Genomic DNA, 25,145 nt, shown 5'->3' with positions numbered 1-25,145 from the left:
TCATAATGTTAAAGAAATTTAGTTCTCTAAGATTATGAATATGTATAAGTAATTGTCATACGTGAAAGGTGGGAGGCAATTGAGAAGTAGCAGGGTCAAAAAATATCGTAAAGAGCATCCGATTTTAATAATTAATATAAAATTACTGTTACTCTTTTATATTTTTATATTTTCAATTAATTATTTAACTTCATCAACGTCCGCTTATTTTACTTCAAAAAGAGATGTCCATATGTCTATTTCAGCCGGTCATTGGAATAACAATAATCCATCATCTTCATTAACAATCGTTTCCAATGGGAATCAAAATTTAAAATCATGTCCACCTAATATTTCTATTAAAGTTAAAAACATTGGTGATGGTCCTATGGAGCAAAATGCATTCTATGATGTTTACTATGTTGATCACGGGAATCCGAAATCGGAAAAGGGTGTGAAAATTAATAATGAAGCGGGAATAATCCCGAAATTAAACAGTGGGGAAGAAACCGTTATTAAATACAAGATTAGCAATCCAGGTTTTTACAAGTTTTACGTTTATGAAAGTGAGGAATCGAAAGAAAAAGGAATTTGGAGTGAAAAAATAAAAGTTAGCTGTAAAGATAATGGGAAAAATCCAAATCCATCGAACGAGAAAAACAATCAAAATATGAATCCATCAAATAGTGAGTCCAAACCATCAAATAATGGTGAGGAAGATAAGGAAGTAAAAGAGGTGGATGATGGGGAAAATAATGATCCAGATAAAGAAACTGAAGCGTCGTTAAATGATAAAGAATGGGAATCTGAAAATAATATGAATACAGGGGATGATGAACAATGAAAATGAAAAAAGTATTAAAATGGGTAAATGCAATTGTCACTAGTATTTTATTCATTTTCATTATTGGAATGGCATTTATAGTAATCTCTACAAAGGCATCCGGAGGGGAACCTAGTCTATTTGGATATCAATTAAAAACGGTCTTATCTGGTTCAATGGAGCCGGAAATTAAAACAGGATCGATCATTGCTGTAAAGCCAGGTGGAGATATGACGAGGTTCAAAAAAGGAGACATTATCACTTTCATGCAAGGGGATAATATGTTAATCACCCACCGTGTCACAGAGGTTATAAAAAATGGAGATCAAGTTATGTACCGTACTAAGGGTGATAATAACAATGCCGAAGATAAAGATCCTGTATTAGCCCAAAATGTTGTGGCGGAATATACTGGTTTTACCATTCCTTACATCGGTTATATTGTGAACTTTGCCAATACGAAAAATGGTGCGTTTTTATTGTTAGTTCCAGGATTTTTATTGCTAGGTTATGCAGGTGTTACCATTTGGAAAGCAATAAAAGAAATAGATCAAGGTACAAAAGATGGAAAAGAAAAAATCGCATAAATGTTGGGGAGAAATCCAAACTAGTAGGTGGTTGTGGATGTTTTTAAGGGTTACCCTTATTTGTATCGTATGGTTTGTCATGACTTTATTCTCCCCAGTAGATAAAATCGAGGCAAATAATGAGAAAATGTTTGACTTATCCATTTCACCCCATACCATCCTATTTGATATTGAAAATTTTAAACCAGGGGACTGGGCCGTTAGAGAAATGACCATCATTAACAGTGGGAAAGAAGATTTGGAATATATTGTTACGGCAAAACTAAAGAATGGATCAGAAAAATTGTATAATGCTTTGAAAGTAACAATTGAAGATGAAAATAAAAATCAATTGTTTAATGGAATATTTTCAGAATTTGAAAATATACAACCTAGAAAACTCTCAAAATCTGAAAAAGAAAAATTGTATATTACGGTTCAATTCCCTCCAGAATTGGGGAATGATTATCAAGGGCTAGCGAGTGAAGTGGTGGTTATATTTTCTGCTAGTGGAAACTCTGATGAGATACTACCTAGTAAGGATTCAATATTGCCAAATACAGCTACCAACAATTTTAATCTATTAGTACTAGGGCTATCTTTATTAGTATTCAGCATGCTCACACATTTTCTTTATAGAAAAGCAAAAAAATGATAAATCTGAACATAAAAAAGAGACGCGAAAACATGCGTCTCTTTTTGATTCGATTAAACTTCAACTGGAACAGATAGTCCAAGACCTTCTGCTACACGGCGACCATAATCTGGGTCTGCTTTGTAGAAGTGGGCGATTTGACGAAGTTTGATTTCCTCTTTTTCAACTGGTTTCATAGAATTTACAATGTTTTCGATTAGACGAGCTTTTTCTTCTTCACTCATTAAACGGTATAGGTCACCCGCTTGTGTATAATGATCATCTTGGTCATACGCTACTTGTTGAGCCAATCCTGAAACCTCAAAAGGTGTTACTTTTACAGAGTGATCTTCTTTTGGTCCGTCAAAGCTATTTGGTTCGTAGTAAACAGAACCACCACCGTTTGAAGTTGAGTTCATAAAGCCATCGCGTTGATAGTTATTCACTTCAACTTTTGGACGGTTAATTGGTAATTGGTTATGGTTAACCCCTACACGATAACGGTGAGCATCCGCATAAGCAAATAAACGTCCTTGTAACATTTTATCTGGAGATGGTTCTACACCTGGAACCATGTTTCCTGGAGAGAATGTTGCTTGCTCTACTTCAGCAAAATAGTTTTCTGGATTTTTATTTAATACCATTTTTCCTACTTCGATTAACGGATAGTCTTTATGAGACCATACTTTTGTTACATCGAATGGATCGAAACGATAAGTATTTGCATCTTCTAAAGGCATAATTTGAACATAAAGTGTCCAAGATGGATAATCTCCGTTTTCAATCGCATTAAATAAGTCTTCTGTATGATAATCTGGATTTTCTCCAGCAATTTTTGCAGCGACTTCGGATGTCATATTTTTTACGCCTTGGTCAGTTTTGAAGTGATATTTCACCCAAACTGCTTCTCCTTCAGCGTTTACCCATTTAAAGGTATGGCTACCATATCCGTTCATATGACGGTATGTAGCAGGAATACCACGGTCTCCCATTAAGTAAGTGACTTGGTGTAAAGATTCTGGTGATAAAGACCAGAAGTCCCATACTGCAGTAGGGTTTTTCAAATGAGTTCTTGGATCGCGTTTTTGAGTATGGATGAAATCAGGGAATTTGATCGCATCACGAATAAAGAAGATTGGAGTATTGTTTCCTACAATATCGTAGTTTCCTTCTTCTGTATAAAATTTTACTGCGAAACCTCTAGGGTCACGAACAGTATCAGCAGATCCTAGTTCACCAGCAACAGTGGAAAAACGAACAAATAATGGAGTTCTTTTTCCTACACCGTTAAATACTTTAGCCTTTGTATATTTGGACATGTCATTTGTCACTTCAAAATAACCATGCGCACCGGCACCTTTTGCATGAACGACACGCTCAGGTACGCGTTCGCGGTTGAAATGTGCTAGTTTTTCAAGTAAATGAACATCTTGTATTAAAGTAGGGCCACGTGAACCGGCTGTAATTGAATTTTGATTATCTCCAACCGGAGCTCCCCAACTAGTTGTTAGTCTTTTACTCATTTTCATCCACCTCTCAATTGATTAATTTATTACTATAATTATATAGTACCATCTTTTAAATAAAAAACAATACTAAATTATAATTATTTTAAATTTAATATCTTCCAATTTATCCAAACAGTAAGGAAAAATGTCGAAAAAAGTAATAAAATTAAGGGAGGTATAAACATGGAAGGAATAAAAATGATAAGAAATAAACGTGTGATAGTAGGAAATTCATTTTCAAATAAAATATTGTAAATGAGAATAAATAGTGAAAAATCCCTGTTTTTATGAATAGAGGAATGTAAAAAAAGCGGGATGAATTCCCGCTTTTTTACTTACTTTTACGTATTGTTCATTTGTTCATTTTGTTTAGCTAATCGATGCAGTTTAATTAAGCTTGTAATATTTAACACAAGTGTTTTGACAACTGCATAAACTGGAATGGCTAAAATCATACCTAAAATACCAGCTAAATTCCCAGCGACTAGTAATAGGATGATAATGGTTGCTGGGTGAGTATCAAGTTTTTTCCCAATGATTAATGGTGATAATAAGTTTCCTTCAATTTGTTGGGCAATGAATATAACAATGATAGCTAATAATCCTGTTGTCGGTGAATCAAAAAATCCAATGATGACAGCTGGTGCAGCACCTAAAAATGGACCTACATATGGAATGATATTTGTAATAGATACGACAATGGCCAAAATTAAAGCGTACGGTAGATCAATAATCAAATATCCAATAAACGCCAACGTACCGACGAAAAAGGCTACGGTTATTTGTCCTTGAATATAGGAAGCTAACGTGTTGCTCGTATTTCTTAAAATTTGTAATCCTTCATTTCGATAAGAACCTGGCAAAAATTTTACAATCGCATGCGGCATTTTATGACCGTCTTTTAACATATAGAAAAGTAGAAACGGTACCGTTACTAAAGTTAATGTTACATTTGTAATGAGGCTAATAATACTTGAAATGCTTGTAGAGAATGCATCTGGTAATTGAGATAAAAAGCTTGTCAAAGTATCTTCAATTTTTTCTAATGACACGTATTCTTGTGTAACGATCCAATGGAACGCTTTCGTATCGGCGAAATTATTCAACATCATTCTTAAATCTTTAATATAAATAGGAATGGCATTAAAGAAGTCCATAATTTGTCGACTAATAATTGGTCCAACAATCCCGATAAAGAAGGAAATAAGTGTGATAAAAGCAACATAAAGGAGTAAAATGCCAAGCGTTCTCGGAACTTTATATTTTTCTAATAGAACAACTATAGGATTAAATAAAAAGAATAAAAATCCTGAAATTAATATCGGGAAAAACAATGTTGATGCAAAAACAAAAATTGGTTCAAAAAGAAAGGAAATTTTTGTGAGTAAATAAATGATACCAACAATCAATAATATTTCCAATGTCCAAAATTGAAGACGAGATTTTGGCAATGCCGGATCCTCCTTTAAGGAAGTTCATATGTATTTATTATCATTAATCATATCATCAACTGTATCAATCGTAAAATAATACTTTTTGTAGTTATCAATGAAAAGACTATAAAAAATTATTTCCTTTTTTCCGTAAATTTTCCTAGATTAAGTATTTACAAATTTTTTATTTTTAGTAATGTTTAAGGGAGGATATTTTTCAGCGTATGTTTTATATAAGGGGGTCCTCATGTGAGGTTCGTAAAATTATTATTTAATAGAAAAAATATAAAGTCTTTATTATGGTTATTAACTATTCCAACATTGGGGATCTTTTATAATGTTCTGAATACAGCCGAACGTGGCGTCCGTTCATTAGTTACTCCCGTAGATCAAATCATTCCTTTTATTGAGATATTTATAATTCCCTATATCATTTGGTACTTGTACATTGTTTTTGCATTTTGTTTACTATTAGTCTTATACAAAAGAAAGTATTATGAAGGAATTGCTTCTTATAATATAGGACTTATTATTTGTTATTTATTTTATATCTTTTTTCAAACTACCGTACAAAGACCAGTATTAACGGAAGATAATATTTTTATTACATTAACAAAAATGATTTACAATAATGATGAACCGTACAATGCTTTTCCAAGTATCCATGTTTACACAACTTATTTATTTATGGTTTTATTATGGAACGTTAAAATGAAACGTTCATTATGGATAACGGTTCAAATTACGGGATTATTAATCATTTTATCTACATTATTTGTGAAACAACATGTGATTTTAGATGTCATTGCTTCTATCATTATCGTTCATATTGTATCATTTGTTGTTAGATGGATTAGTGAAAAAGTAACGGAAATACCTTCAATAAAAATGCATATCATTCGTAAAAAAGTAGCAACTAATGAAGTTAATCGTAAAAAACAATCTAAAATGTTAATGAACGAGTAAAGAGTTTGGAAAAGAACTAATTTTTAGTAGATAATAAAAGAGTAAAGCCAGTGAATTGTTTCCTTTATTATTTCACTGGCTTTATCTATTATAAAGGGATTAGTCTCCAACCTCTTAGTATGATTGTGTCCATTTGCTATTCGTTTTTTGTAGTAGCTTTATCATACTAGAGCAATTTTCTTATTCCCATATTCCCCATTCAATCAGTTTTAAATTTACATCGACACTTATTTTCATATTAGGGTAATTCTCCTTCCATTTTTCATATTGAAAGTTTCGAGTATGGCTCCGAACAGCAGATCCTATCCCGATAGGGTCAATTTGATGTTCTTGAAAACGTTGGATAAGCTCTTCACATTTCTTTTTCACATCATTGGAAAAATTTTTTTCAATTTCTTTCACAATTTTCGGAGTAATCATATTTCCTGTATATTCCCTAATCATACCAGTCACATCAATCTTTACGATTACATGATCCGGTGATATTACTTTAAGCTTTCTTTTTGAATTAATACTTTTTATATCAACGTAATCGTCATCATTTTTTATTAAATAACTCCCTTCACTATACTTATCAACCATTAACTTAAAAGGGAATAGTTCATTAGGATTTAATCTTTCCTTCATTTTTCCATCTTTAAAAATCGCAATCCCTGTTATTTCAACTTTTGACTTATCATGGACTAAATTAATAATGGGAAGATATGGGTCTTTTCCAACTTCATAGTAATCATTTAAAAATATATGAAAATTCGTTACTGGTAAGTCTCTTTGCCTTTGATTATGATCTATGATGTCTGATAGATACATCCCTGTACCTCGTTGAGTGTAGTTCTGTTTTAATATGTCAGATGCCTTACTTTCAGAAATAAAAATATAAATGTGTTCACCAACCGATGGATCTCTTGAAAGTGCATCCATATATTCAATGATCCCTCGTTTTGCCATTTCATATCCAAAACCTATTACTTCAATGCTTCCTGTTACTAAAGGTTCTTGTGATTCTTTATGCAAATTGGATATGAGATCCCAACTAATTTTCCCTTTAGAATTAAATGTAATATTTTTTGTTTTAGTTTCAGATACATACTGCGGAACTAGAACAGTACCTTCTACCGTATCTTCGTTAATATAATCAAAGCCAATCCCGCTAATGATGTTGAGTTCATCGATAATTTCTGATTGTATTAGCGCATTTTGGAACAAAGCATAAATAATAAAGGCAAAAATGATAAGGCGCTTTGTCACAGTTTTTTCACCTTCCTCACAATGAGGAGTAACACCAATAGAAATGGGATGTAAACGAAAACGTAAATAAACCCAACTTTCGATAATAAATCATTGAGTAGGTTTATTTTGGCACGCGAGTCTATGAAAGGGACCGTAAATAAGCAAATGGCACAGACAGCGATACTCCCCTTTTTTAACTTTAAACGATAAACTCTTTTAAGCGTAATAGCTGAACACCATAAGGTAATGCAAATGTTTGGTAAAACGACTAGCCCCCAGTTCGCAATTCCGATATACTCAAAACGTTCAACAAAAGGTAATTGTACAACTTTCCACATTGTTAATGTTGCCCATATCGTATTTTGAATTTGGTTTTCCGAAAAATATGAAAACGAGAGAAGTGTTATAAATAAATAAAAGAGCGTAGATGTGATGATAGCATAGTGGGCATATTTTTTTGATTTTTCAGGCTCTTTAATCATTGGATAATAAAATAATAATGTTTCAAATCCAATAACTGTTAAGCCCATTTGAAATACACCTCCCATTATTTCTTTCCAAGAATGATTAAATATAGGGAGGAGATTATGAAATTCACTATAAGGGATAGTAAACAAAAAAGTTAATACTAGATAGGAAGGAAGGATTGTTCCTAAAAATGAAAAGCCTGTTATGGTTCTAAATCCACCGTAAATGATGTATATGATGAGCCCCATTATTAGTACGGAAGACCAAAACAGTTTGTAATCTGGAAACATCCATACTTGAATGACTTCAATATATGTTCGAATGATGACAATAGCAGCGATTAAATAATAAAGACTAAAAACAGAGGATAGAAATCCCCCTAATTTCCTCCCAAAAATCATCCGATGGATGCTAGTAAAATCTCCTCCTCCTAATTCTAAAAGTTTATAAATAATAAAAATGATCAAATGAATGAGTAAACCTGAAAGGATGACACTAATCCATGCATCGTAACCAGCTTCTTTCGCAATGATTCTTTGAAATCCTAATACACCGATTCCGACTTGAACAGATATAATTAAATAATAAACGAGGAATGGCGATACTTTTTTTGACTCAGGTACTTGTTCCACTATAATCACACTCGCTTTTTTTAGACGTACCTATTCATCTATGTCTTTATACTCTTTAGCCTTCTTCGGAGAATATCGAAAATCATCTTTTGGACGAAGTAATTTTGGACGTTTTGCTTGTGATTCAAAGGATAGACGGACAATAGAATCTTTAAAATCGCTCAATCGTAGTGGGTAAATTGGTTCTAAAAATGGTCTTCCTAATGACGTAAGTCGAAGGAGATGAACTAATAAAACACAAAATAGAAAAACAATTCCTAGAAGTCCCCACATTTGTGCAAAGATCAAAAATGGAAAACGTAATAGGCGAATCGTATTGCCCATTTTATATACAGGTGTTGTAAAAGAGGCCAATGCAGCTAAAGCAACAATGATTAACAATACGTTACTCGTTAAACCTGCTTCAACAGATGCGGTTCCTATTACAATTCCACCCACGATACCGATTGTTTGTCCAACTTTTGTCGGAAGTCTTGCTCCAGCCTCTCTTAGAAGCTCAATCGTTAATTCTAAAAACATCGCCTCTAAAAAAGGAGGTAGTGGTATACCCTGTCTAGAAGAAACTAGAGTATTCAATAAATCTTTTGGAATCAGTTCATGATGATAAGTTAACGTTGCCACGTAAATTGGAGTAATGAGTAACGAAAACAAAACCGAGAACATTCTGATAATGCGAAAGAATGAAGCTAAAATATAATTTAAAAAATAGTCTTCAAACGAGCCAAAAAACTCAACTAATGTTGTAGGACCGATTAATACATGTGGTGAACCGTCAACCATAATGGCCACTTTTCCCTCTGCTAGGACAGAGGCAATTCGGTCTGGTCTTTCAGTATCCAACAATTGAGGAAACGGCGAATTATGATTATCGGAAATAAGTTCGACAATATAGGAACTATCGATAATATGATCGATTTCAATTTCATTAATTCTTTGTCTAACGGTATTTACATTTTCTTTATCACAAATTCCATCGATGTAAAGGACGGCTACTTTTGTTTTTGTTAATTTACCAACTTTGAATTCTTCGATAACAAGCTCTTTAATCGGTAATCGTTTTCTGATTAAATTGATATTTTGTTCGATTAATTCTGTAAAAGCTTCTTTTGGACCTACTACACTGAATTCAACTTCAGGTAAACTAATATTACGTACAATTTCTTTTCTGGCAGCAAGAAAAGCAAACTTCTTTGGTTCAGACTCAATTTTTAACACCACATGGCCACTAAACATTTTTTCTTCTAATTTTTTTTCATCCGTAGAAATTTCAAATTCCCCAGGTACAATTTTTTTTAAATCCTCTAATTGTTCGAATTCTTCTTCTAAAAGAGGAGAAAGGATGGTTGTATCTAAAATATGCTCATCAATTAAAGAAGAAATAAAATGGATAGAAAAATGTTTACCAGTTTTTTTATTTTGATATGTTAACGTTTTGTAATCAGAAGATGCCGTTAGCAATTTTTTCTTTTGTTCTTGTTCATGCTTGTTTTTTTGTCGTTTAAACCAAGAGAACAATATCAGTCACCACACATTTCATGTACTGACCATTATTGTTTCCTTTTATTGAAAAAATATGAAAAAATAGAAATGAAATAAAAAAAGCAGCCTAAAAATAGACTGCTTATTCCTTAAAGTATTTTTCTATATCATCTAATAGTAGATTAGCTGCGATAATCCCACCGGCAGTATTCCAAATTGTATCGTCTACTTTATACACTTTTCCTTGTTTAGCTACATTTAGTTGTTTAAATAAAGGATCATTAATCCACTCTTCCTCAACTTTCGTAGCTTCTCCGTCTCCTTGTTCATATGTGAAATAGAACAATATATCTCCATCCATGGCTGGAATTCTTTCTTTCGTTACATTCATTTCGGCAAAATCATCAACGTTTTGACTTTCCGGACGTTGAAAACCAATTTGATCTAATATAAAACCAGAAAACGAATCTTTATGATAAATTCTGACATCACCAGCTAAAAATCTTACGACGGATACTTTGTCATTAATTCTATCTCCGATATTATTACGAATTTCTTCCATTCTATTGGATATTTCGTCTAACAATTCTTTTCCTTTTTCTTCTTGATTCACAGCTTTAGCATATAATTCAAAATTGATTTGCCAATTTCCTCGAAGTGTTTCAGAAAATACTGTTGGCGCAATAGCATTTAATTTTTCATATAAATCTTCTTGACGCATTTTGTTACCAATAATTAAGTCAGGTTTTAAAGAAGCAATTTTTTCAAGATTTACTTGACTTTCTGTACCAACCACTTCGACGCCTTCCATATCTTCCTTAATATGATCATACCAAGGGTCTCCTGTCCATGATTGAACAGCACCAATTGGCTTAATTCCCAATGCAAGAAGAGCTTCTGTTCCTTCATTTGTTAGGATAACTACTTTTTTAGGGTTTTTTGGTACTTTTGTTTTTCCCATTGCGTGTTCAATGGTTATTGAATCCTCTTTTGCTTGATCATTTTTTTCTTCTTTATTGCTGCAGGCGACTAATAAAATCATAGTTAATATTAGAAATGATACTAATCCTTTTTTCAACATATGTATCCTCCTAAAAAAATTATATAGCTATTGAAAACACCAGCTCTCAAGGGAGAACTGGTTTGATTTTATTTAAAAAGGGGGTATGCAGGTGGCAATGATAATCATTATCAATTATCTCTGCAATATAGATATTAATAGGGTATTTTTCATTTGTCAATACTTAATTGAAAATGATTTTCATTTAGAATAATGTATGGTATGATGTAAAGGGATTCAATCAATATGAAAAGGAAAATAATACTTGGTGTGAATGACTATGATTTTAAAATCTAATGTAACTAAATCCATTGGTTTAATAATACTATTCGCATTATTTCTGTTTTTTATTTGTGCGAGTGTGATATACGGTTATACAGATATTACTTGGAAAACTGCATGGAATGCTTTTTTTCATTTTGAAGAAATAAATAAACATTACATTGTAAAAAATGTTAGGCTCCCTCGTGCATTGATTGCTGCAACTGTGGGAGCGAGTTTGGCGATTGCTGGTGTAATCATGCAAACATTAACAAAAAACCCGCTAGCTTCACCTAGTATTTTTGGTGTTAATGCAGGAGCCGGTTTAGCTGTAGTAATAGCTGTCTCCATATTTTCTGTTGCCAATCTTCACGTATTTACTTGGATTTCTTTTTTTGGCGCAGCCATTGCCGCTTTTAGTGTATATGCCATTGGATCCTATGGACGAGAAGGGCTCACACCTATGAAATTGACATTGGCAGGTGCGGCTTTAACGGCGATGTTTTCCGCTTTTACACAAGGAATTTTAGTATTGAATGAATCTGCATTAGAACAAGTTTTATTCTGGTTGGCAGGTTCAGTAGCAGGAAGGAACTTAGATTATTTAATCGCTGTTTTTCCTTATATCCTTTTTGGATGGATGTTGGCGTTATTACTAGCCGGAAAACTGAATGTTCTTTCTATGGGGGAAGATGTTGCCAAAGGGTTAGGGATGAAAACAGGACTTGTAAAATTAACGAGTGCCATCGTCGTTATCTTGTTAGCTGGAGGTGCTGTTGCCGTCAGCGGACCGATCGGATTTATTGGCATCGTTGTGCCGCATATTACAAGAGCGATTGTTGGAATTGATCACCGTTGGGTCATTCCTTTTTCTGGTTTGTTCGGTGGAATTTTACTTATGGCAGCTGATATAAGTGCAAGATACGTCATTATGCCTAAAGAGGTTCCAGTTGGAGTAATGACGGCCATCATTGGAACTCCGTTTTTCATTTATATAGCCAGGAAGGGGTTTAACTCCCGATGAGGAAATATAAAAGTTTTAGAATTTGGGACGGGAAAATTTCTTTTTTAGTAGATCGAATAGCTTGGACAAAAATTTCCATTTTTACTGGTATTGCCCTTATAGTATTTATATTGAGTATTGGTTTAGGGGATTATCCTTTAACTCCAATCGAAGTGATCCAAACTCTTTTTGGAAAAGGATCGGAAATGGATGAATTAGTTGTTTATCATTTTAGATTGCCAAGAGCCATTATCTCCCTTCTCGTTGGGAGTGCTTTAGCAGTGGCAGGAGCTATATTGCAAGGAATGATAAGAAACCCTCTCGCTTCTCCAGATATTTTAGGGGTAACAGGTGGGGCTTCCGTATTTGTCGTAGCCTTTTTAACGATTTTCAGCAATGAAGATAATGCTTTAACTGTAAGTATTTCATGGCTTCCGCTAGCAGCCTTTTTAGGTGCAACGGTCATTGCTTATTTTGTTTATCTATTATCATGGAAAAAAGGGGTTTCCCCCATAAGACTTGTATTAATTGGGATTGGTATATCCGCATTAGCTCAAGCTTTAACTACCTTACTAATGATTTTAGGTCCCATTTATCGAGCGAGTCAGGCAAACATCTGGATTACTGGATCTGTTAACGGATCGGATTGGGGTGATGTTGCCATTTTAACTCCATGGATAGTTGTCTTAATAATAATCTCACTTTTCTTTGCAAGAAAGGTAAATATTCAAGAACTTGGGGACGACATTGCCAAAGGTGTCGGGGGAAAAGTGCAATTAGAACGATTTTTATTGCTAACAATAAGTACAGCACTTGTAGGAGGAGCCGTTGCATTTGCAGGGGGTATTGGATTTGTTGGACTTATTGCTCCGCATATTGCTAGAAGAATTGTTGGATCAGCATATGGAGTATTAATCCCATTGTCAGCAGTCATTGGTGGAATATTAGTAATGGCATCTGATTTATTAGGGAGGACGTTATTTTTACCGTTAGAAGTTCCAGCAGGAGTATTTACTGCTGCGATTGGTGCACCATATTTTATCTATTTATTATTTAAAGCGAAAAGTGCATAAGAAGGGAGTGATTGAATTGGTACAATCGATTGAAACTCAAAAATTAACATTGGCATACGGAGATTCGTTAATTATAGAAGAATTAAATTTATCTATTCCAAAAGGTGAAATTACTGTTTTTATCGGAGCGAACGGATGTGGGAAGTCGACATTATTACGTTCATTAGCAAGATTATTAAAACCGAAAAAAGGAACGATTCTTTTAGATGGGAAAGAAATAGCAAAGGTACAAACGAAAGAAGTGGCAAAAAAATTAGCGATTCTTCCACAATCACCTCAAGCTCCGGAAGGATTAACAGTTTTACAATTAGTGAAGCAAGGAAGATATCCTTATCAAAATTGGCTTAGACAATGGTCGGAAGAAGATGAGGAAAAAGTTAATAAAGCTCTTCAGGCTACAGGAATGGAAAAGCTTAAAGAACGACCGGTGGATTCTTTATCCGGTGGACAAAGACAACGTGCATGGATTGCAATGACATTGGCACAAGATACAGATATTCTTCTTCTTGATGAACCAACGACTTATTTGGATTTAACCCACCAAATTGAAATTTTAGATTTGCTTTTTGAATTAAATGAGAAGGAAAAGAGAACGATTGTAATGGTCCTACATGATTTAAATTTAGCATGCCGTTATGCTCATCATATTGTCGCTATTAAAGACCGAAAAGTATTTGCAGAAGGAAAACCTGAAGAAGTTATTAACTGTCATCTTGTAAAAGAAGTATTTCAAATGGAATGTCAAGTGACGATGGACCCTTTGTTTGGTACTCCTTTATGCATTCCATATGGAAAAGGAAGATGTATCCTTAAAGAGGCAGGTTTAAAATGATCAACTTAAAAGAAGAAAAACACTTGTTAAAAGCTTACCGGTTTACAACAGAATATATGGATGTCCCACATGTAAACATTAATAATTTTACAGATTACTCCTTTTTATCATCCTTTTTACAACAATTAAAGGATGAATTACAAGCTCCTAGCTTAAAAGTAACAGCTTCCATTTTTATGAAACGATATGCCTTTTTAGCAGTCATTCAATTAGCAACGATGTCCTACTTTCATAAGGCGTTTTCGTTGAATGGAAACATTTATTTGCAAGAATATAAAAAAGATCAGTTGTGGTTACCGAATTTTTACTTTGATCACATATCCATTCATAAGACGAAAAATAATCGCAAAACTTGGCGAGATGAAGTGATTATAAAGTTGTTTAAAGAACACCTCAATCCAATCATGAATGATCTTTACAAAAAAACAAAGATTTCGAAAAAGATCTTATGGGAAAATGTGTTTATATATATCTCATGGTTTTACGAAAGTTCGCTTGAAGATGAAATGAAAAAATCATTTCATGATCAATTGAAAGAAGACTACCTTTATATTGTTTATGAAGCAGAAGGGAATTTATTTGGTGATTATAAAGAGAATCCGTTTAAAAAATTTTATGAACACCGAATAAACGGATTTGGTATTAGAAAAACTTGCTGTTATTCATACTTATTAAAAAGTAAAGGTGGACGATGTCGAACATGTCCGCTCATTTGTAATAATGATGAATATAAGAGGTGATAAAGTGGCTAACCACTTCGATGGTCCGTTTGATGCGTTGATCGATAAGTATACGGAGTTATTATTAGGAACAACTAATGAGGAGTTAAAAGAGAAGGTAATAATTTGGGTGTTATATCAACATATTGCTAAATCGATGCCTCCACTTGCGAAACATTGGAACAGTCTATATCCAGAGGAAAAAGAACGAGTCAAAGAAATTATTCAAGAAATTAAAGAATTGAATGAAAAACATAGACAAAACAGATCATAAACTATTCCAAAAGGGATAGTTTTTTTATTAATAAAAAAACGGATGGATGAAACAATCCGTCCGTTTTTTGCCTGAATTATTGGAGAGGTGTTTGATAAGGAAATTGATTTTTATATCCTTGGAACTGAGTATACGTTTGTTGCAATTTTGATGGATCTTGAGCTTCTAGACTATACCAGCTTTTCTTAAACATTAATTCAAATAAGTCTCTTTGAGCTTGTTGAGTTTCTGTGAAGACGGCCAAGAGATCTTGATATAAATGTTCATGACTGGCTTCATTGATGGCAATATTATAAGATTGTGCGAGATATTTTTCTGTTGTTAACATATCATTAATAAAATCACGCTCATTCATTTGTGGGGTTTTAGGGATTTTCGTTTCTTGATTTTGAATTTTATTGGTTTGCATCCTATCACCTCATGATTGTAGTCCTTGATTTTGATGATTCATATTTAAATGATTAAGGATTTTTTCATAATGCCGTTGATGCATTTGCCCACACTTTTCCAATGCATTTATTAGTTCAGGATCTTGGCACTGAGAGGCAAAAAAGTGGGCTTTTTTCATCGCTAATAAATTCCAGGAAAGCATATCGGCTAAGTATAAGGAATCTTTCACGGTAATAATATGTGGAGGGGTTTCCATAAAATTTGTTTGATTTTGCATTTGTTGATCAATAAAATTTCCTCCTTGAAAATGTTTTCTATGTATACGTTTTCCTATTTAAACATTCCTATTCAATAGAATTTCATTCATATGTTTTTTCGCGTATTCAAACAGAAAAAAAAGTGATAAAATAGTGAAGGAAATTGATGAACATTCATTTCCATAAATACTTCTCCACTATTTTCATATTACTATCAGGAGGAAAAAAACATGGAACAGCTTTTGAGAAATTTCTTCTTATTTCTATCTAAAAATAAAACATTAACAAAACTTGCCAAAAAATATGGATTAAGATTTGGTGCAGCTCGTTTTGTTGCAGGTGAAACGATCGGACAAGCCGTAAAAGTGATAAAAGAATTAAATAACAAAGGTTTAGTTGTAACTATTGACTATTTAGGAGAATTTGTTGATAACGAAAAAGAAGCCAATGAAATGGCGGACCATTGCATAGAAGCAATTGAGGCTATAGGAAAAGAAAAACTAAATTCACAATTATCTTTAAAACTAACATCCATGGGGTTAGATATTTCCGATGAGATTGTTTTAAATAATATGAATCGAATTATGGAAGCGGCAGAAAAATATAATGTGTTTGTAACCATTGATATGGAAGATTATACTCGCTGTGAAAAAACATTAGAAATCTTTAAACAATTAAAGTCTCGTTATAATAATATTGGAACAGTACTCCAAGCTTATCTATATCGAACAGTAAACGATATCCAAATGTTAAATGAGTATTCTCCGAATTTACGATTAGTAAAAGGAGCATATAAAGAGCCAGCGGAAGTCGCTTTTCCAGAGAAAAAAGACGTTGATGAAAACTTCAAAAAAATTATTCGCATGCATTTAGAAAACGGAAACTATACAGCTGTTGCTACTCATGATGATGCGATCATTGAATATACAAAAAATTTAGTGAAAGAATTAGGCATAAGCAATGAACAATTTGAGTTCCAAATGTTATATGGAATTCGTCCAGAAAGACAGCTTGAATTAGTAAAAGAAGGCTATAAAATGAGAGTATACGTGCCTTATGGTACAGACTGGTACGGTTATTTTATGAGAAGACTTGCAGAGCGTCCAGCAAATGTTGCATTTGTATTAAAAGGAATATTTAAAAAATAAGAAAAAAGAGGGATAGATGAAATTGGGAACATTCATCTATCCTTTTATATTTAAAAACTTGCATTTCTTTAATCTCATCTTCAGTATATCCTTGTTCTTGTAAATATTTATTTATAAATCGACGGTCACTTGCTATATTAAAAAAGAAATTTATGTTTACGAATCATTCAATAGATGACAAAAAGAATGAAATTGTTGGATAGTGAAGAAAGTAAGGTTAATAAAAAGTATTTTCAAAAAATTATTATTTTTTTATCTTTTTCATTGCAGAATAAAAAAAAATTTAATATAGTAATAATTAATAAGAATACTATTTAGATATTTTTTTTGATGAAAAAATGAATGAGTATTCATTCAAGAAATAGAGCAAAGGAGGATCACAATGGTCAAACAAATAAAAAAAGCCGCTGTTTTAGGTTCAGGTGTCATGGGTTCCGGTATTGCAGCTCATTTAGCAAACGTCGGTATACCAACATTGTTACTGGATATCGTTCCTAAAGAATTAACCGAAGAAGAAAAGGCAAAAGGATTAACGTTAGAAGATCGAGCAGTGAGGAACAGATTATCAGAAACGGCATTAAAAAAATTGTTAAAACAAAAACCAGCTCCTTTATCTTCCAAAGATCATCTCCAACTTATTACAGCAGGAAATTTTGAAGACGATTTACCGAAAATCAGTGAATGTGACTGGATCATAGAAGTGGTCGTAGAAAATTTAGAAATAAAAAAATCTGTCTTCGAGAAAGTCGATCAATTCCGAAGACCAGGAAGCATTGTTAGCTCAAATACCTCTGGCATTTCCATTGAAGCGATGGCAGAAGGACGTTCCGAAGATTTCAGAAAAAACTTCTTAGGTACACATTTCTTTAATCCACCAAGATACTTAAAGCTTTTAGAAATTATTCCTACGAAAGATACCGATCCAGAAGTTGTTTCATATATGAAAACCTTTAGTGAAGATGTTCTTGGAAAAGGGGTAGTTTTCGCGAAAGATACTCCAAACTTTATTGCCAATAGAATTGGGACATACGGACTTTTAATTACTGTACGTGAAATGTTAAAAGGCGGTTATTCCGTTGGTGAAATTGATTCCATCACTGGACCAATCATTGGACGTCCAAAAAGTGCTACATTCCGTACACTTGATGTTGTAGGTTTAGATACGTTTGTACATGTAGCAAAAAACGTCTATGACCAAGTTGAAGGGGAAGAAAAAGAAGTCTTTGAAGTACCACAGTTTATGAAAAAAATGCTTATAAATGGCTGGTTAGGAAGTAAAAGTGGTCAAGGGTTTTATTTAAAGAAGGGTAGCGAAATTCTTGAATTAAATCCTGAAACAATGGAATATGAACCACGAAAAAAATTAAAAGCTGCATCCATTGAAATGAGTAAACAAGAAAAAGGGACAGCTCGTAAAATAAAATCTTTAGTATATGCCGAAGACCGTGCCGGAGAGCTATTATGGTCAATTTTACATCCAACATTGACCTATTCAGCGAACTTGCTTGGAGAAATCGCAGATACCATTGTTGATATAGACAAAGCAATGAAATGGGGCTTTGGCTGGGAACTTGGACCATTTGAAGTATGGGATGCCATCGGGCTTGAAAAATCTGTACAACGAATGGAAGAAGAAGGACATGAAGTACCAAAATGGGTCAAAGAAATGCTATTTAACGGACATACTTCTTTCTATAAAGTAGAAAATGGAACCGTTTTCTACTATGCAAATGGCGAGTACAAAAAAGTAGAAACGAACAAAAAAGAAATTCATTTAAAGCTTTTTAAAGAAAAACAAGGCGTTATTAAGAAAAATAGTGGAGCAAGTCTTATTGATCTTGGAGATGACGTGGCTTTATTAGAATTTCATTCACCTAATAATGCGATTGGACTGGATATTATTCAAATGTTGAACTTTGCGCTAGATGAAGTGGAGAAAAATTATAAAGGCCTTGTCATAGGAAACCAAGGGAAAAATTTCTGTGTTGGAGCCAATATCGCCCTTATGTTAATGGAAGCACAAGATGACAATTTCTATGAACTAGATATGGTTGTCCGCCAATTCCAACAAGCAATGATGAGAATAAAGTATTCACCAAAACCTGTGGTAGCCGCTCCATTTGGTATGACTTTAGGAGGTGGAGCAGAAGTATGTTTACCTGCGGCTAAAATTCAGGCATCATTGGAAACTTACATTGGATTAGTCGAAGTTGGTGTAGGCCTCATTCCTGGTGGGGGAGGAAATAAAGAACTTTATATTAAAACATTAGAAAATGTCCCGAAAAATATTGATTTTGATTTAACAAAAGTTGCAATTTCTGTTTTTGAAAAAATTGCGATGGCGAAAGTTTCAACTTCCGCACATGAAGCATTAGAGAACCATTTCTTAAATAAACAAGATGGTATCACAGTAAATCAAGATCATCTCCTTTATGAAGCAAAGCAGTCTGTCATTGACTTGTATGATAAGGGTTATCAGCCACCTGTACGCAAAAAAGTTCCAGTAGTTGGAGAAACAGGTTATGCGATGATGCTTCTCGGAGCAGAAAGTATGTATCGATCCGGCTACATTTCTGAACATGATATGAAAATAGCTAAAAAACTAGCGAATGTCATTTCAGGTGGAAAACTTCCATTTGGAACGGAAGTGGATGAACAGTATTTATTAGATTTAGAAAGAGAAGCATTTTTAAGTTTAATTGCTGAACCAAAGACACAAGCGAGAATGCAACACATGTTATTAAAAGGAAAACCACTTAGAAACTAATTTTCTATGAATCTAGAAAACTGTATAAGGGGGAGCGATATGAGAGAAGCAGTAATCGTTTCAGGTGCCAGGACACCGGTTGGTAAAGCAAAGAAAGGTACACTAGCGAATGTTCGACCGGACGACTTAGGGGCACTTGTCGTTAAAGAAACGTTAAAAAGAGCGAATAATTATTCAGGTCCCATTGATGATTTAATTATTGGTTGTTCCATGCCAGAAGCGGAACAAGGACTAAATATGGCTAGAAATATTGGGGCATTAGCGGGATTACCAGATCGTGTACCCGCGATTACTATCAACCGCTATTGTTCTTCTGGATTACAAGCGATTGCCTATGCGGCAGAACGCATTATGCTCGGACATTCTGAGGCAATTATTGCTGGTGGAGCAGAGTCTATGAGCTTAGTTCCAATGATGGGGCACGTGGTTCGACCGAATGCAAAATTAGCTGAAACAGCTCCTCAATATTACATGAGCATGGGTCATACAGCTGAAGAAGTAGCAAAAAAATACGGTGTAACCAGAGAGGAACAAGATGAATTTGCAGTAAGAAGTCATCAGAAGGCAGCAAAAGCGATTGCGGATGGAAAATTCGATGAAGAAATTGTACCGGTTGAAGTGACTTTCCGATCTGTTGATAAAAATAACAAACTTGTAGAAAAAACCGTTTTATTTTCAAAAGATGAAGGGGTTAGACCGGAAACAAATATGGAAGTGTTAGCGAAATTGCGCCCAGCATTTGCATTAAATGGTACCGTCACAGCTGGTAATTCTTCACAAACGAGTGATGGAGCGGCAGCCGTACTAGTTATGGATCGTGAAAAAGCAGAATCTGAAGGACTAAAGCCAATGGCTAAGTTCCTTTCCTTTGCAGTTGCTGGGGTTCCACCTGAAATAATGGGAATTGGTCCTGTCGCTGCCATTCCAAAAGCATTGAAAATTGCAGGGCTAGAACTGTCTGATATTGGACTCATTGAGTTAAATGAGGCATTTGCTTCTCAATCTGTGCAAGTCATAAAAGAGTTAGGATTGAATGAGGAAATCGTAAATGTGAATGGAGGAGCGATTGCTCTTGGTCACCCGTTAGGCTGTACTGGAGCCAAACTAACATTGTCATTAATACACGAAATGAGACGTCGTGATGTCAAATATGGACTTGTTACAATGTGTATCGGCGGAGGCATGGGTGCAGCTGGAATATTTGAATTACTTTCATAAGGAGGAATTATAATGACAAAAGAAACGAATGTATTAGTTAAAGGTGGAAGCTTTTTAATTGATGACATTACTCCAGAGCAAGTATTTACACCTGAAGAATTTACAGATGAACATAAAATGATAGCAAAAACGACTGAAGACTTTGTTCATGATCGTGTATTTCCGTATATAGAAAAATTGGAAAACCATGAATTTGAGCATTCAGTAAGATTATTGAAAGAAGCTGGTGAGTTAGGTTTATTAGGAGCGGATGTTCCTGAAGAATACGGTGGGTTAAGTCTTGATAAAATCAGTTCCGCATTAATTGCTGAAAAAATGTCTCAAGCTGGAGGATTTGCTATCTCTCATGGTGCACACGTAGGAATTGGATCATTGCCAATCGTTCTATTCGGTAATGAAGAGCAAAAGAAAAAATATCTACCAGCACTTGCTACAGGTGAAAAATTAGCGGCATATGCATTAACTGAACCTGGTTCCGGTTCAGATGCCCTAGGAGCAAAAACGGTTGCCAAGTTAAATGAAGCTGGAACCCATTATATATTAAACGGTGAAAAACAATGGATCACAAACGCTGGATTTGCAGATGTTTTCGTTGTATATGCAAAAATTGATGGAGAACATTTTTCTGCATTTATTGTAGAACGTGATTTTCCTGGAGTATCAACAGGGGCAGAAGAAAAGAAAATGGGGATTAAAAGCTCATCAACTCGTACTTTAATTTTACAAGATGCACAAGTCCCTGTTGAAAACCTATTAGGTGAAGCCGGAAAAGGTCATATCATTGCCTTTAATATTTTAAATATTGGACGTTATAAATTAGGAGTTGGTGCAGTCGGTGGTGCGAAACGTGCATTTGAAATTACTGTAAAATATGCTAACCAACGTCAACAATTTAAAACACCAATTTCTCAATTCAATTTAACAAAAGAAAAATTTGCGACAATGGCGTCCAAAATTTATGCAACAGAAAGCTCTGTTTATCGTACAGTTGGTTTATTTGAAGAAAGAATGGGACGTCTATCAGAACAAGAAATTAATGATGGAAAAGAAGTGGCAAAATCGATTGCTGAATATGCCATTGAATGTTCTTTGAATAAAGTCTTTGCTACAGAAACATTAGATTATGTTGTAGATGAAGGTGTACAAATCCACGGTGGATATGGATTTATGCAAGAATATGAAATAGAGAGAGCATATCGTGATTCTAGAATTAACCGTATTTTTGAAGGAACTAATGAAATTAACCGATTATTAGTACCAGGTACGTATTTAAGAAAAGCATTAAAAGGTGAATTGCCATTAATGCAAAAAGCACAAAGCTTACAAGAAGAAATTATGATGCTAATGCCAGAGGAACCATCTGAAGAACCATTAGCCCAAGAAAAATATTTAGTAAGAAATGCGAAGAAAATTGCTCTGCTTGCTGCAGGACTTGCTGTTCAAAAATTTGGCCCAGCCATCGAAAAAGAACAAGAAATTTTAGTCAATATTGCTGACATCGTATCTAACGTTTATGCGATGGAATCCGCTACATTACGTACGGAGAAAAACATAGCGAAAGACGGTGTAGATAAACATAAACAAAAACTGTTATATACGCAAATTTTCTGTCAAGAAGCATTCAATCAAATTGAACAAGATGCAAAAGAAACATTAATTGCCGCTGTAGAAGGCGATAATTTAAGAATGATGCTATCGGCTCTACGTAAACTGACAAGACATACACCGGTCAATGTCATTGCTTTGAAACGTGAGGCAGCTGAAAAAATTATAGAAGCAGAAAAATATGTATTATAATTATCAAAAAAAGGAGACCCCATGTTTTGATATGATCCCCTTATAGTAGACAGAAAAAAGAAAGCACATTAATCTGTTTACTATGGAGGGGATTTTTTCTATGGGGAAAATACGAAAAACATATGATGTAAAGTTTAAAAAGAAAGCTGTGGATCTATATAAAAAAGAGGGTATGGGCTACAAATCGGTGGCTAAAGAGTTAGGGATTGTTCATACCATGGTACGTCGATGGGTAGAACACTATGACAAAGAAGGAATGAAAGGTCTGGAGGAAAAACGCGGGAAGGCAAAAGGTCCAGGAAAAGGAAGACCGAGAACTCGTCCAGAAGATCCTGAAACGAAAATCAAGCGTCTTGAAGCGGAAGTAGAAATGCTAAAAAAGCTCTTAAAAATGTGAAAGGGGGAATGGAAACCGTACCAACTCATAAGAAGTTCGCCATCATTCATGAAATGGCTGGTAACCATATTTCTATTCAAGAATTATGTAAGATTGCAGGCGTGTCTCGAAGTGGGTATTACAATTGGGTAAAACGGCAGAAACACCCTTCTCAAAAGCAATTAGAAGACGAGCAGTTAAAGATAAAAATCGAGGAGTGCCATAAAAAACTGAAAGGAATCTACGGGTATCGAAGAGTCAAAGTCTGGCTTAAGAGAAAATACAAACTGAATATCAACCATAAACGCGTACAAAGGTTGATGAAAGAGATGGGAATTCGTGCGGTGATTCGGAAGAAACGGCCTTATTATGGGAAGAAAGAGCCTTATGTCATTTCGGACAATCATCTAAACAGGGAATTTCACGCGTCAAAACCAAACGAGAAGTGGGTGACAGATATTACATATTTGATTTTTAATGGGCAAAAGCTTTATTTGTCTGCCATTAAAGACCTATACAATAATGAAATTGTGGCCTACCATATTAGTCCAAGAAATGACAACAAACTGGTGCTTGATACGCTAAAAAAGGCCATAAAAAAACGGAATGTAAATGGACTCCTCCTGCATAGTGATCAAGGATTCCAGTATACATCCCGTCAATACAACAACTTACTTAAAAGATACAATATAAAAGCCAGTATGTCCAGAAAAGGAAACTGTTTAGACAATGCCAGCATGGAGAACTTCTTCAGCCATTTCAAGGCAGAGTGTTTTAATCTGCACTCTTTTCGCAAAGCCAAAGAGGTCAAGGATGCCGTACACAAATACATTCGTTTTTATAACCACCAACGTTTCCAAAAGAAATTAAATAACCTGAGTCCTTATGAATATAGGACTCAGGCTGCTTAAGTGTACTTTTTTATTCCTGTCTACTTGACAGGGGTCACTTCATTTTTGGGTTTCCTTATTATTTATGGTTTATTTCAGAATAGTTGATTATACACCTCATATTTCGTTATCATATGGCTAGGTGGTGAATAAGTATGGGATTAAAATTTTATTGGTATCCTAAATGTGGAACATGCCGAAAAGCAAAGAAATGGTTGGACGATCACAACATACAATATGAACCTATACATATTGTAGAAGAAAATCCTTCAAAGGAAGAAATCAAAGAGCTTTATGAGAAAAGCGGGCTCGAATTGAAAAAATTTTTTAATACAAGTGGAAATCTGTATAAAGAACTTCAACTAAAGGATAAGATGAAAACGTTAACAGAAGACGAAATGTTGGATTTGCTAGCTTCAAATGGAATGCTATTGAAGCGTCCGATTATTACGGACGGTTCGAAAGTAACGGTTGGATTTAAGGAAGATGCTTTTGAAAAAATGTGGATAGAAAAATAATTTTCTGGCTTGTGTTCCATTCTTCCTTATGTCATCATTAACATGATAGAATATTTTGCAAAATACATAGTAATACTGGAGGGATAACATTATGACTACAACACCAAAAGAGTTACGTTATTCAGAAGAACATGAATGGGTAAAAGTGGAAGGGAATTTAGCAAGAATCGGTATTACTGACTTTGCTCAATCTGAGTTAGGAGATATCGTATTCGTAGAGTTACCTGAAGTTGGTGACGAAGTTACAGCAAATGAACCATTCGGTAGCGTTGAGTCTGTTAAAACAGTATCTGAATTATACGCGCCTGTTAGTGGAAAAGTTGTTGAAGTCAATGAAGAATTAAATGACAATCCGGAATTTGTAAATGAATCTCCATATGAAAAAGCATGGATGATTGTTGTTGAATTATCTGATGCAAGTCAAGTTGAAGATTTAATGACTGCTGAACAATACGAAGAAATGATCAATGAAGATTAATGATAAAATCCTGCAGAATTTACTCTGCAGGATTTTATATTGTTTCGGAAAATGTGTTGAAAAATTACACGATAACCTCGCTCTCTTACAATAAGTCAACAACAGCTCGTGCCTCGCTGTGTTTCCTATATCTCAGTGCAGGAGTGCCTCCCGTTCGTACGTCACTAAACGCTCGCCTCCGCTTTATTAATATCCAGCTGCGGCTCGCAGTGACTAGCGAACGACCACTCCTTCCCCTACGATAAATCAACAACAGCTCGTGCCTCGCTGTGTTTCCTATATCTCAGTGCAGGAGTGCCTCCCGTTCGTACGTCACTAAACGCTCGCCTCCGCTTTATTAATATCCAGCTGCGGCTCGCAGTGACT

25 protein-coding genes are annotated in these 25,145 nt (G+C 34.4%); 17 read left to right on the top strand and 8 right to left on the bottom strand.

Translation table 11 applies throughout. The features are described from left to right. Positions 1–79: 79 nt before the first annotated feature. The 3 genes from tapA to AC3ASS_RS01530 are packed head-to-tail and all read left to right on the top strand — an operon-like array spanning position 80 to position 2,023. The gene (tapA, locus tag AC3ASS_RS01540) at positions 80–823 is read left to right on the top strand and encodes an amyloid fiber anchoring/assembly protein TapA (protein ID WP_488281735.1); all 744 of its coding nucleotides are present in this window, start codon (positions 80–82) and stop codon (positions 821–823) included. A 2-nt stretch (positions 824–825) separates the two neighbouring features. Next, positions 826–1,389, top strand: coding sequence for a signal peptidase I SipW (gene sipW / locus AC3ASS_RS01535; protein ID WP_488281799.1), 564 nt, complete (start codon positions 826–828; stop codon positions 1,387–1,389). A gap of 37 nt (positions 1,390–1,426) precedes the next feature. Beyond that, a complete protein-coding gene (locus tag AC3ASS_RS01530; protein ID WP_488281734.1) occupies positions 1,427–2,023 on the top strand; it encodes a TasA family protein in 597 nt (198 codons plus the stop codon). A gap of 53 nt (positions 2,024–2,076) precedes the next feature. On the opposite strand, the gene katA is transcribed toward AC3ASS_RS01530, so the two are convergent. Both katA and AC3ASS_RS01520 read right to left on the bottom strand, forming a co-directional pair. Further along, positions 2,077–3,531 (bottom strand): catalase KatA, encoded by a 1,455-nt coding sequence (gene katA, locus AC3ASS_RS01525; protein WP_488281733.1) that lies wholly within the window; start codon positions 3,529–3,531, stop codon positions 2,077–2,079. A 320-nt stretch (positions 3,532–3,851) separates the two neighbouring features. Further along, complete coding sequence (locus AC3ASS_RS01520; RefSeq protein WP_488281732.1) at positions 3,852–4,961, bottom strand: AI-2E family transporter; 1,110 nt, start codon at positions 4,959–4,961, stop codon at positions 3,852–3,854. 231 nt (positions 4,962–5,192) lie between these two features. Between AC3ASS_RS01520 and AC3ASS_RS01515 the strand changes: the two genes are divergently transcribed. Then, positions 5,193–5,909, top strand: a complete 717-nt coding sequence (locus tag AC3ASS_RS01515; protein ID WP_488281731.1) for a phosphatase PAP2 family protein — start codon at positions 5,193–5,195, stop codon at positions 5,907–5,909. A gap of 180 nt (positions 5,910–6,089) precedes the next feature. On the opposite strand, the gene AC3ASS_RS01510 is transcribed toward AC3ASS_RS01515, so the two are convergent. The 4 genes from AC3ASS_RS01510 to AC3ASS_RS01495 all read right to left on the bottom strand — a co-directional run bounded on the left by AC3ASS_RS01510 (position 6,090) and on the right by AC3ASS_RS01495 (position 10,799). Continuing rightward, positions 6,090–7,157: a Ger(x)C family spore germination protein gene (locus tag AC3ASS_RS01510; protein WP_488281730.1), complete on the bottom strand. Its 1,068-nt coding sequence runs from the start codon at positions 7,155–7,157 to the stop codon at positions 6,090–6,092. Beyond that, the gene (locus tag AC3ASS_RS01505; protein WP_488281729.1) at positions 7,154–8,239 is read right to left on the bottom strand and encodes a GerAB/ArcD/ProY family transporter; all 1,086 of its coding nucleotides are present in this window, start codon (positions 8,237–8,239) and stop codon (positions 7,154–7,156) included. Before AC3ASS_RS01505 ends, AC3ASS_RS01510 begins: the two co-directional genes overlap by 4 nt. 30 nt (positions 8,240–8,269) lie before the next feature. Continuing rightward, complete coding sequence (locus AC3ASS_RS01500; protein WP_488281728.1) at positions 8,270–9,754, bottom strand: spore germination protein; 1,485 nt, start codon at positions 9,752–9,754, stop codon at positions 8,270–8,272. Between the two features lie 106 nt (positions 9,755–9,860). Further along, positions 9,861–10,799 carry an ABC transporter substrate-binding protein gene (locus AC3ASS_RS01495; protein WP_488281727.1) on the bottom strand — a complete coding sequence of 313 codons (939 nt, stop codon included), beginning with the start codon at positions 10,797–10,799 and terminating at the stop codon, positions 9,861–9,863. 259 nt (positions 10,800–11,058) lie between these two features. Here AC3ASS_RS01495 and AC3ASS_RS01490 point away from each other — a divergent pair, with 259 nt between their 5' ends. From AC3ASS_RS01490 to AC3ASS_RS01470, 5 genes are read left to right on the top strand one after another with little or no spacing between them, the layout of a single operon-like run. Further along, positions 11,059–12,063: a FecCD family ABC transporter permease gene (locus AC3ASS_RS01490; protein WP_488281726.1), complete on the top strand. Its 1,005-nt coding sequence runs from the start codon at positions 11,059–11,061 to the stop codon at positions 12,061–12,063. Next, positions 12,060–13,115 carry a FecCD family ABC transporter permease gene (locus tag AC3ASS_RS01485; RefSeq protein WP_488281725.1) on the top strand — a complete coding sequence of 352 codons (1,056 nt, stop codon included), beginning with the start codon at positions 12,060–12,062 and terminating at the stop codon, positions 13,113–13,115. The genes AC3ASS_RS01490 and AC3ASS_RS01485 overlap by 4 nt, the downstream gene beginning before the upstream one ends. Before the next feature lie 16 nt (positions 13,116–13,131). Further along, complete coding sequence (locus AC3ASS_RS01480) at positions 13,132–13,947, top strand: ABC transporter ATP-binding protein (RefSeq protein ID WP_488281724.1); 816 nt, start codon at positions 13,132–13,134, stop codon at positions 13,945–13,947. Further along, positions 13,944–14,687 carry an IucA/IucC family C-terminal-domain containing protein gene (locus tag AC3ASS_RS01475; protein ID WP_343157345.1) on the top strand — a complete coding sequence of 248 codons (744 nt, stop codon included), beginning with the start codon at positions 13,944–13,946 and terminating at the stop codon, positions 14,685–14,687. The genes AC3ASS_RS01480 and AC3ASS_RS01475 overlap by 4 nt, the downstream gene beginning before the upstream one ends. Continuing rightward, entirely contained in the window at positions 14,671–14,940 is a 270-nt protein-coding gene (locus tag AC3ASS_RS01470) for a YusU family protein (protein ID WP_488281723.1), read from the top strand. Before AC3ASS_RS01475 ends, AC3ASS_RS01470 begins: the two co-directional genes overlap by 17 nt. A 76-nt stretch (positions 14,941–15,016) precedes the next feature. Here the strand turns inward: AC3ASS_RS01470 and AC3ASS_RS01465 are convergent, their stop codons facing one another. Beyond that, on the bottom strand, positions 15,017–15,349 hold the full coding sequence (locus AC3ASS_RS01465; RefSeq protein ID WP_488281722.1) for a spore coat protein: 333 nt from the start codon (positions 15,347–15,349) through the stop codon (positions 15,017–15,019). A 9-nt stretch (positions 15,350–15,358) separates the two neighbouring features. Then, positions 15,359–15,619: a hypothetical protein gene (locus AC3ASS_RS01460; protein WP_488281798.1), complete on the bottom strand. Its 261-nt coding sequence runs from the start codon at positions 15,617–15,619 to the stop codon at positions 15,359–15,361. A gap of 198 nt (positions 15,620–15,817) precedes the next feature. Between AC3ASS_RS01460 and AC3ASS_RS01455 the strand changes: the two genes are divergently transcribed. The 8 genes from AC3ASS_RS01455 to gcvH all read left to right on the top strand — a co-directional run bounded on the left by AC3ASS_RS01455 (position 15,818) and on the right by gcvH (position 24,779). Then, on the top strand, positions 15,818–16,735 hold the full coding sequence (locus AC3ASS_RS01455; protein WP_488281721.1) for a proline dehydrogenase family protein: 918 nt from the start codon (positions 15,818–15,820) through the stop codon (positions 16,733–16,735). A gap of 382 nt (positions 16,736–17,117) precedes the next feature. Further along, positions 17,118–19,502, top strand: a complete 2,385-nt coding sequence (locus AC3ASS_RS01450) for a 3-hydroxyacyl-CoA dehydrogenase/enoyl-CoA hydratase family protein (RefSeq protein ID WP_488281720.1) — start codon at positions 17,118–17,120, stop codon at positions 19,500–19,502. A 39-nt stretch (positions 19,503–19,541) separates the two neighbouring features. Beyond that, a complete protein-coding gene (locus AC3ASS_RS01445) occupies positions 19,542–20,720 on the top strand; it encodes an acetyl-CoA C-acetyltransferase (RefSeq protein WP_488281719.1) in 1,179 nt (392 codons plus the stop codon). Positions 20,721–20,732: 12 nt separating this feature from the next. Then, the gene (locus AC3ASS_RS01440) at positions 20,733–22,517 is read left to right on the top strand and encodes an acyl-CoA dehydrogenase family protein (RefSeq protein ID WP_488281718.1); all 1,785 of its coding nucleotides are present in this window, start codon (positions 20,733–20,735) and stop codon (positions 22,515–22,517) included. A gap of 100 nt (positions 22,518–22,617) precedes the next feature. After that, the gene (locus AC3ASS_RS01435; protein WP_488281717.1) at positions 22,618–22,914 is read left to right on the top strand and encodes a transposase; all 297 of its coding nucleotides are present in this window, start codon (positions 22,618–22,620) and stop codon (positions 22,912–22,914) included. 8 nt (positions 22,915–22,922) lie between these two features. Further along, positions 22,923–23,804: an IS3 family transposase gene (locus AC3ASS_RS01430; RefSeq protein ID WP_488281716.1), complete on the top strand. Its 882-nt coding sequence runs from the start codon at positions 22,923–22,925 to the stop codon at positions 23,802–23,804. A 134-nt stretch (positions 23,805–23,938) separates the two neighbouring features. Beyond that, on the top strand, positions 23,939–24,301 hold the full coding sequence (locus AC3ASS_RS01425; RefSeq protein WP_488281715.1) for an arsenate reductase family protein: 363 nt from the start codon (positions 23,939–23,941) through the stop codon (positions 24,299–24,301). A 91-nt stretch (positions 24,302–24,392) separates the two neighbouring features. Beyond that, a complete protein-coding gene (gene gcvH, locus AC3ASS_RS01420) occupies positions 24,393–24,779 on the top strand; it encodes a glycine cleavage system protein GcvH (protein WP_488281714.1) in 387 nt (128 codons plus the stop codon). Positions 24,780–25,145 lie beyond the last annotated feature (366 nt).

The organism is Bacillus sp. JST-5, assembly GCF_057747715.1.
This window is presented reverse-complemented; position numbering and strand designations above follow the sequence as displayed.